Source organism: Pseudomonas sp. LAMO17WK12:I10 (assembly GCF_900215185.1).
GTDB lineage: Bacteria > Pseudomonadota > Gammaproteobacteria > Pseudomonadales > Pseudomonadaceae > Aquipseudomonas > Aquipseudomonas chlororaphis.
Genome location: NZ_OBDX01000001.1, coordinates 337,401 through 350,732, shown reverse-complemented (window position 1 = coordinate 350,732; position 13,332 = coordinate 337,401). Strand labels below are relative to the sequence as shown.

Genomic DNA, 13,332 nt, shown 5'->3' with positions numbered 1-13,332 from the left:
CATGTACCGTTGGTTAGCCCAGAGTCTGGGAAATGTGAGCGTCAACCTCAAACTCGGCGTTGGCTTCGGCCTGGTGCTGCTACTGACCCTGCTGATCACCGCGACCGGCTGGCTGGGCCTGGGCAATGTGATCGAGCGCGGCGACAAGCTGGGCTACATCTCCACCCTCAACGAGCTGACCAAGGACCTGCGCATCGCGCGCCTGGACTATGAAATGCGCCGTGGCGAGCAGGGACCGGGGGCCGTCAGCGAGCTGCTGAACAAGCTCGACGAAGGCTTGCAACGCGCACGCAAGATGCTGGAAATGCCTGAAAGCATCGCCATGATCGACCAACAGATCGCCGCCGTCAGCGAGTACAAGCTGGCCTTCGCCGACATGACCCGCGCCACCGCCAGCCGTGAAGCCGCCCGCGCCAAACTGGGCGCCACCGCCGATAACGCCGTGGCCCGGGTGGCCGAAGTGGAGAAATCCATGCTGCAGGGCGACAGCGTGGCGCAATTCAATAGCGTCATCGACCTGAGCAAACTGATCCAGCAGGCGCGTTTCCAGGTCCGCGGCTACACCTACAGCGGCAAGGCCGAGGCCGAACAGCCGGCGCTGGACGCCATCGACAACGCCCTGGACAACCTCGCCAGCCTGCCGGCCAAGCTGCCGGAACAGCACCTGGCCAACCTGCAACAGGCCACCGACGCCCTGAAAGGCTATCGCTCGGCGGTCAGCGACTTCCGCGACTCCCAGGTGGCCAGCGCCGCCGCCCTCAAACGCATGGCGGCCCAGGGCGATCGCCTGATGGAAATCAGCAAGCAGCTAACTATTACGCAAACCGCAGTACGCGACAGCGACGCCGCCCAGGCCAGAAGCACCCTGGCCATCGTCACCGCGCTGGCCCTGCTGTTCGGCCTGGTCGCCGCCTGGAGCATCACCCGGCAGATCGTCATCCCGCTGCGCCAGACCCTCAAGGTGGTCGAGCGTGTCGCTTCGGGCGATCTCAGCGAGAACCTGCAGGTCGAGCGGCGCGATGAGCTCGGCCAGCTGCAACGGGCCATGCAACGCATGACCCTGAGCCTGCGCGAGCTGATCGGCGGCATCAGCGATGGCGTCACCCAGATTGCCAGCGCCGCCGAGCAGCTGTCGGCGGTGACCGAACAGACCAGCGCCGGGGTCAACAGCCAGAAAGTCGAGACCGACCAGGTCGCCACCGCCATGAATGAAATGGCCGCCACGGTCCAGGAAGTCGCGCGCAACGCCGAAGAAGCCTCGGAAGCGGCGGTCGCTGCCGATCAGCAGGCCCGCGAAGGCGACAAGGTGGTCGGCGAGGCTATCGCGCAGATCGAGCGCCTGGCCGCCGAGGTCGGCAACTCCACCGCCGCCATGGGCCACTTGAAGCAGGAAAGCGACAAGATCGGCAGCGTGCTCGACGTGATCAAGTCGGTCGCCCAGCAGACCAACCTGCTGGCCCTCAACGCCGCCATCGAAGCCGCCCGCGCGGGCGAAGCCGGTCGCGGTTTCGCCGTGGTCGCCGACGAGGTACGCAGCCTGGCGCAGCGCACCCAGAAGTCCACCGAGGAGATCGAGGAGCTGATCGTCGGCCTGCAGAACGGCACCCAGGAAGTGGCCAACATCATGGACAACAGCCGCAGCCTGACCGACAGCAGCGTCGAACTGACCCGCCGTGCCGGTGGCTCGCTGGAAAACATCACCCGCACCGTCTCGGCGATCCAGGCGATGAACCAGCAGATCGCCGCCGCGGCCGAACAGCAGAGCGCGGTGGCCGAGGAAATCAACAGAAGCGTGCTGAACGTGCGCGACGTGTCCGAGCAGACCTCGGCAGCCAGTGAAGAGACAGCGGCCTCCAGCGTCGAGCTGGCGCGCCTGGGGACCCATCTGCAGACCCTGGTCGGGCGCTTCCGGGTCTGAGCCAGGGCAGCGGCGATCCCTGTAGCCGCTGCCGAGCCCGCGAGGCTGTGATCGCCCCGGAGGGGTGCAGCGATCTCAAGGCCGTCAGATGTTCGGCCTGAGGCCGGGAACCAAGGTCCTGCGGACCTTATCGCAGCCTTCGGCAGCGGCTACAGGGCGTATTGCCAAGCAGGGTATCGGGGTGGGTTACAGGACCTGACGCAAAAACGCCTGGGCCCGCGGGTCTTGGGGCGCATCGAAGAACGCCGCTGGCGAGGCGTCTTCCAGCAGTTTGCCGTGATCGAAAAACAGCACCCGATCCGCCACTTCCCGGGCGAAGCCCATTTCGTGGGTCACGCAGACCATGGTCATGCCTTCCAGGGCCAAGGTCTTCATCACGTCCAGCACTTCGCCGACCATTTCCGGGTCCAGCGCCGAAGTCGGCTCGTCGAACAGCATGACCTTGGGTTCCATGGCCAGCGCCCGGGCGATGGCCACGCGCTGCTGCTGGCCACCGGAAAGGCGCGAGGGGAATTCGTTGGCCTTCTGCGCGATACCGACCTTCTCCAGCAACGCCAGGGCCTTGGCCTCGCGCTCCTGCTTGCCGCGCTTGCGCACCACCTTCTGCGCCAGGCAGAGGTTTTCCAGCACGGTCATGTGCGGGAACAGGTTGAAGTGCTGGAACACCATGCCAACTTCGCGGCGATAGGCATTCACATCGGTCTTCGGGTCGGCCAGTTGCAGGCCGTCAATGCTCACCGAACCGGAATCGAACTGCTCCAGGCCGTTGAGGCAACGCAGGAAGGTCGACTTGCCGGAACCGGACGGACCGATCACCACCAGCACTTCGCCCTTGGCCACGCGGGTGGTGACGTTATCCACCGCGCGGACCACCTGGCCCCGGGTGTCGAAGACTTTTACCAGATCGCGAACTTCAATCACTTTGCGCGAGCCTCCGCTCAAGCCGGCTGGCCATCTTCGACAGCGGCAGGTTGATCAACAGGTACAGGGCCGCCACGCAGAACAGGATCTCGAACGGCGAGAACGAGGTGGTAATGACTTCACGTCCGCTCTTGAGCAGCTCGGTGATGGCGATCACCGACACCAGCGAGGTGTCCTTCACCAGGCTGATGAACTGCCCGGCCAGCGGCGGCAGCACGCGCTTGAAGGCCTGTGGCAGCACCACATGGCGCATCGACTGGCTGGCGTTCAGGCCCAGGGAACGGGCCGCTTCATTCTGGCCGCGGGCGATCGACTGCACGCCGGCGCGGACGATTTCCGCCACATAGGCACCGGTGAACAGCGACAGCGCGGCGATCCCGGCGAACTCGCGGGACAGGTTCAGCACCGTGCCGATGAAGAAATAGAAAATGAAGATCTGCACCAGCAGCGGCGTACCGCGCACCAGTTCGACGTAAATGGTCGACAGGTCGCGCAGGGTCGGGTTGTTCGACAGCCGGCAAAGCCCGGTCGCCAGGCCGATGAACAAGCCCAGCACCCCGGACACCACCGACAGCCACAAGGTGGTCCACAGGCCCAGCAGCAGCGGTCCGGCCGCCCAGTGACGGGTCACGCCGATCACATCGCCTTCGGCCACATCGTCGCCACGGGCGACTTGCAGGCTGTTCTCGTCGACCGTCAGCTGTTGCTCGTCGCCCGCGTCGTTGCGCAGCGTGACTTCGGCCTTGCCGCCTTTGCGCACCAGCTCGCTGACGGTGGAGATGTCCACCGCCCGCTGCGATTCCTCGGCCTGGTAGGCGAAGTACTGTGGTAAGCGGTTCCAGCGCCACTCGTAGGACATCAGCGAGGTGGCGTAGTACAACGCGCCGGCCAGGCCGATCAGAACCAACACGGTCAGTACGTGCCAGGGCCATTGGGCTTTTTTATGTTTGATCACTTTGCAGGTTCCAGCCGTTTGCAGCGGGGAGGTTCGGTGTTGCCGATCAGGACGCCACCGCGAGCCGACTCGCCCCTACAGGGATTGCGTAAATCCGTAGGAGCGAGGCTTGCCCGCGAATGGGGCGACTCGGTCTGTCTGACCGAGTGTTATTCCATGTCCTTGAGCCACTCGGTGCTCTTGAACCACTTGTCATGGATACGATCGTAGGTGCCGTCTTCGTGGATCTGGTGCAGGAAGTTGTTGATGAAGTTGAGGCTGTCGTAGTCACCCTTCTTCAGGCCGAAGGCCAGAGGCTCGTAGGTGAACGGCTTGTCGAGGAACGTAAGCTTGCCGTTGCCGACCTTGCTCAGCGCCACCACGTTGTACGGGGCGTCGTAGATGAAGGCGTCGGCCTTGCCGTTGACCACGTCGAGCACGGCTTCCTGCTCGTTGTCGTAGCCGTGGTACTTGGCCTTGGCGATCAGCTTCCTGGCGACCATTTCGCCGGTGGTGCCCAGCTTGGAGGTGATGCGGTAGTCGGCGCTGTTCAGGTCTTTATAGGACTTGATGGTGCCTTCCAGCTCCTTGCGGATCAGCAGGGTCTGGCCGACCACGATGAAGGGTTCGCTGAAGTTCAGGCGCAGGTTGCGCTCCTGAGTCAGGGTCATGCCGCTGCCAATCATGTCGAACTTGTCGGTCAGCAGGGCCGGGATGATCCCGTCGTAGCCGGTGGAAACCAGCTCCAGCTTGACGCCCATGGCCTTGGTCATGGCCTTGAGGATGTCGACCTCGAAACCGATGATCTCGCCGCGCTTGTTGGTCATCTCGAACGGCATGTAGGTCGGGTCCATGCCGACTTTCAGCGTGCCGCGCTTGACCGCATCATCGATGGCGCCAGCCTGGGCTGCATTGACCGCCACCATTGCCGTGACGCCGAGCAGCAGCATCGAAAGATACTTCTTCATCTTCAAGTCCCCTGAACCCATTTTATTGTGAGGCCAACCCGCGGCCGGTTTTCCCTTGGAAAACCGGCGGATACGGGCACCATGGGCCCGCTCGCGGCAATTCGGGGTGCGATGCTAACTCACCCGCCTATTTGCACAAGGGCTTGACCAGGATTTGTTGTTACAGAGGGGACGACAAAAGCAGATGCCACAAACAACAACGCCCTTGAGAGTGCTCTCAAGGGCGTTGTCATCAGGCCGGTTGGGCGATTGCCGTTGGCGGTCGCAACGGCAACAACGGTGCATGAGGATCTTCATCCATCGATTGCCGCCAGGCGCTCAGCCAGTCGGCGTGGCCTTCGCTCCAGACCTGCTCGTGCAACCGGGCCAGGGCCACCGGATCGCTCAGCAGCGCCAGGCGTTCGCCGTTGTTCAGCGCCGCCGGCCCGACTTTCAGGGCATGGCGGACACGTTCGATACGCAGCCACTCGATCGGCTCGGCCTGGCCGTGCCGGGACGTCGCCAGGGCACAGGCCAGGGCGTTCTGCTGCGGATCGACCACTGCCCGGATGAAACCGTCATTCAGCGCATGCCAACGGTTTTCATGGGTGTACTGATCGGTGGACAGCAGTTCCTGGGGCGGTGCGTATTCCTCGGGGATCAGGAACAGGCTTTCGTCACGGGACTTCAGGCCCAGGCCGACGCGGCTGGAAATCACCGACACCGGGATCGACAGCATCAGCGAACCGACGATCGGCACCAGCCACCAGAGGAAGCTCGGGTTCAGCCAGATCACCAGCAGCGCCCAGCAGAAGCCCAGCAGGGTCTGCGGACCATGGCGGCGCACCGCTTCGCTCCACGGCGTGGAGTCGTCGTCACGTTGTGGCGAGTTCCAGGTCGCGGCCCAGCCCAGGAACGCGGCCAGCACGAAACGGGTGTGGAAGATCATCCGTACCGGCGCCAGCAGCATGGAGAACAGCATCTCCAGCAGCATCGACAGGGTCACCTTGAACTTGCCGCCGAACTCTTTCGCGCCCTTGGCCCAGATCAGGATGATGCTCAACAGCTTCGGCAGGAACAGCAGCACGATCGTGGTCGAGAACAGCGCGATCGCCTTGTCTGGATGCCATTGCGGCCACAGCGGATACAGCTGGCGCGGCTCCAGGAAGTACTGCGGCTCCATCAGCGTATTGACCGCCAGCAGCGCCGTCGACAGCACCAGGAAGAAGAACCACAACGGCGCCGACAGGTAGGACATCACCCCGGTGAGGAACACCGCACGGTGCACCGGGTGCATGCCCTTGACCAGGAACAGGCGGAAGTTCATCAGGTTGCCGTGGCACCAGCGCCGGTCGCGCTTGAGCTCGTCCAGCAGGTTCGGCGGCAGCTCTTCATAGCTGCCCGGCAGATCATAGGCAATCCACACGCCCCAGCCGGCGCGACGCATCAGCGCTGCTTCGACGAAGTCGTGGGACAGGATCGCACCGGCGAAGGCACCTTTACCGGGCAACGGCGCCAGGGCGCAGTGCTCGATGAACGGCTTCATGCGGATGATCGCGTTATGGCCCCAGTAGTGGGATTCGCCCAGCTGCCAGAAGTGCAGGCCGGCGGTGAACAGCGGGCCGTAGACGCGGGTGGCGAACTGCTGCATGCGCGCATACAGGGTGTCCATGCCCGAGGCTTTCGGCGCGGTCTGGATGATCCCGGCGTCCGGCGTGGCTTCCATCAAGCGCACCAGGCTGGTCAGGCATTCGCCGCTCATCACGCTGTCGGCGTCGAGCACCACCATGTACTTGTAGTCGCCGCCCCAACGGCGGCAGAAGTCGTCGAGGTTACCGCTCTTGCGCTTCACCCGACGGCGACGGCGGCGATAGAAGATCTTGCCGAAACCCTTGGTTTCGCGGCAGACGTCCAGCCAGGCCTGTTGCTCGGCCACGCAGATATCGGTCTCGTTACTGTCGCTGAGCACGAAGAAGTCGAAACGGTCCAGGTCGCCGGTGGCCGCGACCGACTCGAAGGTCGCCCGCAGGCCGGCGAATACCCGCGGCACGTCTTCGTTGCAGATCGGCATGACCAGCGCGGTACGGGCATCCTTGGGGATCGGCTCGTTGCCGGCGCTTTTGCCGGAAATGCGGTATTTGTCATGCCCGGTGAGCAGCTCGAGGAAGCCCATCAGCGCGGTCCAGAAACCGGCCGAGACCCAGCAGAACAGGATGCCGAACATGATCAGGATGCTGGTCTGCAGGGCATACGGCAGTACCTGGGTGGCGGTCTGCATCAATGGCTGATGCATGACTTCTTCCAGGTCGACGAACGCCCAGCCCTGGTACGGCATGATGCCTTTCATGTACCAGCCGGCGACGATGGTCTGGCCAAGCATCAGCAGCAACAGGATGTAGCGACGGATCGAACCGACGGTACGCCAGCGGGCGGCCGGCAGCACGTTCTGATCTTTCGGTGGCTGCGGCGGATTGGTCCGACCGGTCAGGCGTCGCCAGCCACGCACCAGGATATTGGTGCGCCATGGCTCGGGAACGACCTTGGTCCGACGGATCGGCGGCGTGGCCTTGAGGCACACGCGACCGCTGGCGTCGAGCGCCAGCATCTCGGCATCGATCAGTTCCTCGGCGGAACCCAGGGTCAGCCGGCGGCCCACCGAGGCCTGGGCGGCATCGGAGGGCGCGTCGAACGTCGACGACGACAGGCGTTCGTGCAGTTCACTGAAGGACTTGCAGCCCGCGAGTTCCGCGCGCTGCTCATCGGTCATTGGCAGGTGCGCCAGATACTCGGCAAGAGTCTCTGGCTGTACTTGAGCGTTACTCATCGGCAGGCAACTGATAGCTCCAGGTCTCGGTCAGGACTTGCTCGGTCGGGACAGATTCCGGTGTGGCTGGGGCCGCCTCGGCAGCAGCAGGCTGCTTGGCGTCTTTGTGGTTCTTGGCGTCCTTGGCCGGCTTGGCTTCGGCTTGCTTGGCATCCGCCTCTTTCTTCTCCTGCTGCTTGGCGGCGACTTTGTCGGCCTTGGCAATGGAGGCGCTGGAGGCTGGCGACACGGCCTTGGCCGGCTCGACAGGGGTGGCGTTCTTGACCAGGGCCGCGCGCATCTCGGTGGATTTGCTCGAGTCCTTGATCTTCATCCGCAGGGTCAGGCGCCAGCCCTTGGTTTCAGGGTTGTAGCGCACGCTGTTTTCCACCAGCTCGGCGTTGTCGCCGACGCTGACCTGGCTGCGCACCTCGGCGTCTTCCGGCAATGCCGCCAGGGATGGACCTTCGAAGTCCACCAGGTAAGCCACGCTGCCGTCCGGTTGGCGGATCAGGTTGGATTGCTTGACGTCACCGGTGGAACGCAGGGTCTGCTCGACCCAGGAGCTGTCCGGCGAATGCAGGGAGGCTTCGTCCATGGTCCAGTGCAGGCGATAGGCGAAATCGAACGGCTGGCCTGGCTCAGGCTGCTTTTCCGGGCTCCAGAACGCCACGATGTTGTCGTTGGTTTCGTCCGCGGTCGGGATCTCTACCAGGTCGACGGTGCCTTTGCCCCAGTCGCCCTTCGGCTCGATCCAGGCGCTTGGGCGCTTGTCGTAGCGGTCGTCGAGGTCTTCGTAGTGGCTGAAGTCGCGGCCACGCTGCAGCAGACCGAAACCACGCGGGTTTTCCACCGAGAAGTTGCTCACGGCCAGGTGTTTCGGGTTGTTCAGCGGACGCCAGATCCACTCGCCGTTGCCGGCATGGATCGACAGGCCGCTGGAATCGTGCAGCTCGCGGCGGTAGTTGAGGACTTTCGACGGCTGGTTGGCGCCGAACAGGAACATGCTGGTCAGCGGGGCAATGCCCAGCTTGCCGACCTTGTCACGCAGGAACATCCGGGCCTTGACGTCGACGATGGTGTCGCTGCCTGGACGCAGGGTCAGGCGATAGGCGCCGGTGGCGCGCGGCGAGTCCAGCAGGGCGAAGATCACCAGGTGCTTGTCGGTCGGCTTGGGCTGCTGGATCCAGAATTCGGTAAAGCGCGGGAATTCCTCACCGGACGGCAGCGCGGTGTCGATGGCCAGGCCACGGGCCGACAGACCATAGACGTGCCCCTTGCCGACGACGCGGAAGTAGCTCGCGCCGAGCATGGTCATGATTTCGTCCTGCTTGTCCGCCTTGTTGATCGGGTACAGCACGCGAAAGCCCGCATAACCGAGCTGCTCGGTGGCCTTGGGGTCGAACTTGAGGTCGCCGAAGTCGAAGCGAGTCGAGTCGTATTTGATCTCTTCGACGGTGTTCGCCGTGATTTCGTTGATTTTCACCGGCGTGTCGAAATGCATGCCCTGATGATAGAAGGACAGCTTGAATGGGGTTTTCTGCTTGGCCCACTCGGCCTTTTCAGGCAGGAAGCGGATTTTTTGATAGTCCGCGAACTTCATCTCACGAAATTCGTTCGGCAGGTTACTGCGCGGAGCCTCGTACTTCTGCCCGGCCAGATCCTTAGCCTTGGCCGATACATCATCCAGATTGAATGCCCAGAGTTGGCCGGCGCTAAGCAGGCAAAGCAGTGCAGAGCCCGTCACCAGTGCGTTTCGTAACCGTTTGGCAGACAATTTTGGTGCATTACAGGGACTAACAATCACGAGCAACCCTCGCCGAAAACAGATCAAAAAACCAACGGCCAGCTATCTATATGCCAGGTTGGCGAGCATTGTTCCGACTCCGATGGGGCTAAATGATTCCCCAAACGGTCCCGAACAAGTCTCTACCTAAGTCAAAAACGGACCAACGAACGCTGATCCCCGTAGCGCGCGATTATCTAGTAGCCCGCGTTACAACGCATCAGGGGCGACCAAGTATTTATCGCGAAAAACGCCTATTTTCGGCCGGTTCCGGCCGAAAAAGATGTTTCAAGCACTTTCAGGTCTGTAACAGGAAGGTTACCGGGCCATCATTGACCAGATGGACCTGCATATCCGCCCCGAAGCGCCCTGATGCTACTTTGCCATGCAACTGTTGCGCCTTGCATAGCAGATAATCAAAAAGTTCTTCACCGAGGGCCGGCGGCGCCGCCGTGGAAAAACTCGGGCGCAGGCCGTTCTTGGTATCCGCGGCCAGGGTGAACTGCGAGACCAGCAGCAAACCGCCGTCCACATCGGCCAGGGACAGGTTCATCTTGCCCTCGGCATCACTGAATACCCGATAGTTAAGCAGCTTGTGCAGCAGTTTGTCGGCACTGGCCCGAGTGTCCTCGGGCTCCACCGCCACCAGCACCAGCAAACCCTGGTCCACCGCCCCGACGATTTCCCCCGCCACCTCGACCCGCGCGCCGCGCACGCGCTGCAACAGCCCCTTCATGCTTCTTCGGGCGGCAGGTCGAGCAGGCGCCGGGCCATCTGATCAGCGGCACGCACCAGCGCATCGGTGATGCCCGGTTCGGACGCAGCGTGACCGGCATCGCGGATCACCTGCAGCTCGCTGTTCGGCCAGGCCTGATGCAATTCCCAGGCATTGTCCAGCGGGCAGATCACGTCGTAGCGACCATGCACGATCACGCCCGGCAAGTGGGCGATCTTGCCCATGTCGCGAATCAGCTGGTTCGGCTCGAGGAACGCATGGTTGGTGAAGTAGTGGCATTCGATCCGGGCAATCGACAGCGCGCGCTGCGGCTCGGAGAAACGATCGACTACCAGCGGGTTCGGCCGCAGGGTCGCGGTCCGCCCTTCCCAGATCGACCAGGCCTTGGCCGCATGCATCTGGGCGATCTGGTCGTTACCGACGAGACGCTTGTGGAAGGCGCTGAGCAGGTCGTCGCGCTCGTCCAGCGGGATAGGCGCCACGTAGTCCTGCCAGTAATCGGGGAACAGACGGCTGGCGCCGGCCTGGTAGAACCACTCGATTTCCTGCGGACGGCACAGAAAGATCCCCCGCAGAATCAGACCATGAACACGCTCAGGATGGGTTTGCGCATAAGCCAGGGCCAGGGTCGAACCCCAGGAGCCGCCGAACACCACCCATTTTTCGATGCCCAGGTGCAGGCGGATCCGCTCGAGGTCGGCGACCAGGTCCCAGGTGGTGTTGTTTTCCAGGCTGGCGTGCGGGGTGGAGCGCCCGCAACCGCGCTGGTCGAAGGTGATGATGCGGTACAGGTTCGGATCGAAGTAACGGCGACTCTGGGCATCGCACCCGGCTCCCGGGCCACCGTGGATGAACACCACCGGCAAACCTTCCGGGGATCCGCTCTCATCGACATACAGTACATGGGGTTCGTCGACAGCCAGATCGTGCCGGGCATAGGGTTTGATCTGCGGGTACAAAGTCTGCATTGCGCGCTCCGTAAGGGGTCGAGGTCATCCCTGGGGGGACTTCAATTATTCTGCCGTCCGGCATCATAAACCCGAATTACGCAATGAGCATGTCCTTGGAGACATTAGGGTTGTTTGCGCGTTTTGCGTTGTCGTCGAAGGACTTGCCGCGGACAGACTCGCTCCTGTAGCCGCTGCCGCAGGCTGCGATCGCTCCCGAAGGGGGCGCAAGGTCTGAAGGACGTCGAAGGCCTTCGGCCTTATCGCAGCCTGCGGCAGCGGCTACAGGGCTTCCTGTCGGCTTCAGCGCCCGTAACGCTTCTGCCCCCAGGCCAGCAGCCCTTGCAGCAGCTGCTTGAGCACCACCTGGGTCGGCGCCGCCAGATCGTCGCGGTAGCGGAACGGCTCGAACTCTTCCATGTAGGTGCTCTGCGCCAGCTCCAGCTGCACCGCATGGATGTTCTCGGTCGGGTTGCCGTAGTGCCGGGTGATATGGCCGCCCTTGAAACGACCGTTGAGCACATGGCTGTAGTCGGCATGGCGGGCGCAGATCGCTTCCAGCTGGCTGGCCAGTTCGGCATCGCAGCTGGCGCCATTGAAGGTGCCCAGGTTGAAGTCCGGCAGCTTGCCTTCGAACAGATGCGGGATCAGCGAGCGGATCGAGTGCGCATCGAACAGCAAGGCATAGCCGAACTCGGCCTTCAACCGCGCCAGCTCCTGCTGCAAAGTGCCGTGATAAGGCGTCCAGACCTTCTCCAGGTAAGTCGCCCGCTCCTGCTTCGACGGCTCCAGCCCCTCACGGAACAGCGGCACGCCATCGAACAGCGTGGCCGGGTACAACCCGGTGGTGGCGCCGACATATAGAGGCTTGTCGTCGGATGGGCGATTGAGGTCGATGACGAAACGCGAATACTCGGCCGCCAGGGTGCTGGCGCCCAGTTCCTCGGCGAACGCGTAGAGCCGGGGAATGTGCCAGTCGGTATCCGGCAGGCTTTGCGCCTCGGGGATCAGCCCGGCCTCGACCGCGGGCGTCAGGCGCAGGCCGGCGTGGGGCATGCTGATCAGCAACGGCACCCGACCTTGTTTGAAGTTCAGAACCTTATCCACAACCCTTCTCCTATAAGTCCACTTCAACGCCGTGGCGCACGACGCGTTTTTCCAGGTCGCCGCCCAGCCAGTAGGCCAGGTCGGCGGGACGATCGATCTGCCAGGCGACGAAGTCCGCCACCTTGCCGGCCTCCAGCGAACCGTGGGTCTGCTCCATGCCCAGCGCGGTGGCCGCATGCAGGGTCACGCCGGCCAGGGCTTCTTCCGGGGTCATGCGGAAACAGGTGCAGGCCATGTTCAGCATCAGGCGCAGGGACAGCGCCGGCGAAGTGCCGGGGTTGAGGTCGCTGGCCACGGCGATCTTCACCCCGTGCTTGCGCAGCGCCTCCATCGGTGGCAACTGGGTTTCGCGCAGGAAATAGAACGCGCCCGGCAACAGCACGGCGACGGTGCCAGACTCAGCCATGGCAATGGCGTCTTCCTCGGTCATGAACTCCAGGTGGTCGGCCGACAGCGCGTGATAACGCGCCGCCAGGCTGGAGCCATGCAACGACGACAGCTGCTCGGCGTGCAGTTTCACCGGCAGGCCAAGCTTGTGCGCGGCGATGAACACCCGCTCCACCTGCTCCGGCGAGAACGCCAGGTATTCGCAGAACGCGTCCACCGCGTCCACCAGGCCCTCGGCCGCCAGGGCCGGGAGCATTTCGTTGCAGATGTGCTCGATATAGTCGTCCGCACGCTCGGCGTATTCCGGCGGCAAGGCGTGGGCCGCCAGGCAGGTGCTGCGCACACTGACCGGCAGCTCGGCGCCCAGGCGCCGGATCACCCGCAGGATCTTGCGTTCGCTGGCCAGGTCCAGGCCGTAGCCGGACTTGATCTCGACGCTGGTCACGCCGTCGCGCAGCAGGCTTTTCAAGCGCTTGCGGGCGCTGTCGAACAATTCGTCCTCGCTCGCCGCGCGGGTGGCCCGCACGGTGCTGGCGATACCGCCACCGGCGGCGGCGATTTCGGCGTAGCTCACCCCTTGCAGGCGTTGCTCGAATTCGCCGCTGCGGTTGCCGCCGAATACCGTGTGAGTGTGGCAGTCGATCAGGCCCGGGGTGACCCAGGCCCCCGCCAGGTCATGCAGCTCGGCATAGTTACCAGCCGGGACCTGATCGCGCGGGCCGATCCACTCTATGAGCGCTCCTGACGTCACGATGGCGGCATCCTCGATGATCGAGTAAGCACCTTGCGCCATGCTTGCGACGTGACAGTGTTGCCAGAGAGTTTTCATCCTGGGGCTCCATTAGG

At 63.4% G+C, this 13,332-nt stretch carries 10 protein-coding genes; 1 reads left to right on the top strand and 9 read right to left on the bottom strand.

What is annotated here, in order from left to right:
• Position 1 precedes the first annotated feature (1 nt).
• The gene (locus CRO75_RS01470) at positions 2-1,918 is read left to right on the top strand and encodes a methyl-accepting chemotaxis protein (protein WP_097134230.1); all 1,917 of its coding nucleotides are present in this window, start codon (positions 2-4) and stop codon (positions 1,916-1,918) included.
• Between the two features lie 186 nt (positions 1,919-2,104).
• Here the strand turns inward: CRO75_RS01470 and CRO75_RS01465 are convergent, their stop codons facing one another.
• From CRO75_RS01465 to hutI, 9 genes are all read right to left on the bottom strand, one after another.
• Positions 2,105-2,839 (bottom strand): amino acid ABC transporter ATP-binding protein, encoded by a 735-nt coding sequence (locus tag CRO75_RS01465; RefSeq protein WP_085533503.1) that lies wholly within the window; start codon positions 2,837-2,839, stop codon positions 2,105-2,107.
• Positions 2,832-3,794 (bottom strand): amino acid ABC transporter permease, encoded by a 963-nt coding sequence (locus CRO75_RS01460; RefSeq protein WP_097134229.1) that lies wholly within the window; start codon positions 3,792-3,794, stop codon positions 2,832-2,834. Before CRO75_RS01460 ends, CRO75_RS01465 begins: the two co-directional genes overlap by 8 nt.
• A 149-nt stretch (positions 3,795-3,943) precedes the next feature.
• On the bottom strand, positions 3,944-4,741 hold the full coding sequence (locus tag CRO75_RS01455; protein ID WP_009041799.1) for a transporter substrate-binding domain-containing protein: 798 nt from the start codon (positions 4,739-4,741) through the stop codon (positions 3,944-3,946).
• 232 nt (positions 4,742-4,973) lie between these two features.
• Complete coding sequence (gene mdoH, locus CRO75_RS01450; RefSeq protein ID WP_097134228.1) at positions 4,974-7,544, bottom strand: glucans biosynthesis glucosyltransferase MdoH; 2,571 nt, start codon at positions 7,542-7,544, stop codon at positions 4,974-4,976.
• Entirely contained in the window at positions 7,537-9,330 is a 1,794-nt protein-coding gene (locus CRO75_RS01445) for a glucan biosynthesis protein G (RefSeq protein WP_097134315.1), read from the bottom strand. The genes mdoH and CRO75_RS01445 overlap by 8 nt, the downstream gene beginning before the upstream one ends.
• 277 nt (positions 9,331-9,607) lie before the next feature.
• Complete coding sequence (dtd, locus tag CRO75_RS01440) at positions 9,608-10,045, bottom strand: D-aminoacyl-tRNA deacylase (protein WP_007925900.1); 438 nt, start codon at positions 10,043-10,045, stop codon at positions 9,608-9,610.
• Positions 10,042-11,013, bottom strand: coding sequence for a prolyl aminopeptidase (gene pip, locus CRO75_RS01435; RefSeq protein ID WP_007925901.1), 972 nt, complete (start codon positions 11,011-11,013; stop codon positions 10,042-10,044). The genes dtd and pip overlap by 4 nt, the downstream gene beginning before the upstream one ends.
• 282 nt (positions 11,014-11,295) lie before the next feature.
• Complete coding sequence (gene hutG / locus CRO75_RS01430) at positions 11,296-12,099, bottom strand: N-formylglutamate deformylase (protein WP_097134227.1); 804 nt, start codon at positions 12,097-12,099, stop codon at positions 11,296-11,298.
• Positions 12,100-12,109: 10 nt separating this feature from the next.
• Positions 12,110-13,315 (bottom strand): imidazolonepropionase, encoded by a 1,206-nt coding sequence (gene hutI, locus CRO75_RS01425; protein ID WP_097134226.1) that lies wholly within the window; start codon positions 13,313-13,315, stop codon positions 12,110-12,112.
• Between the last annotated feature and the right edge of the window lie 17 nt (positions 13,316-13,332).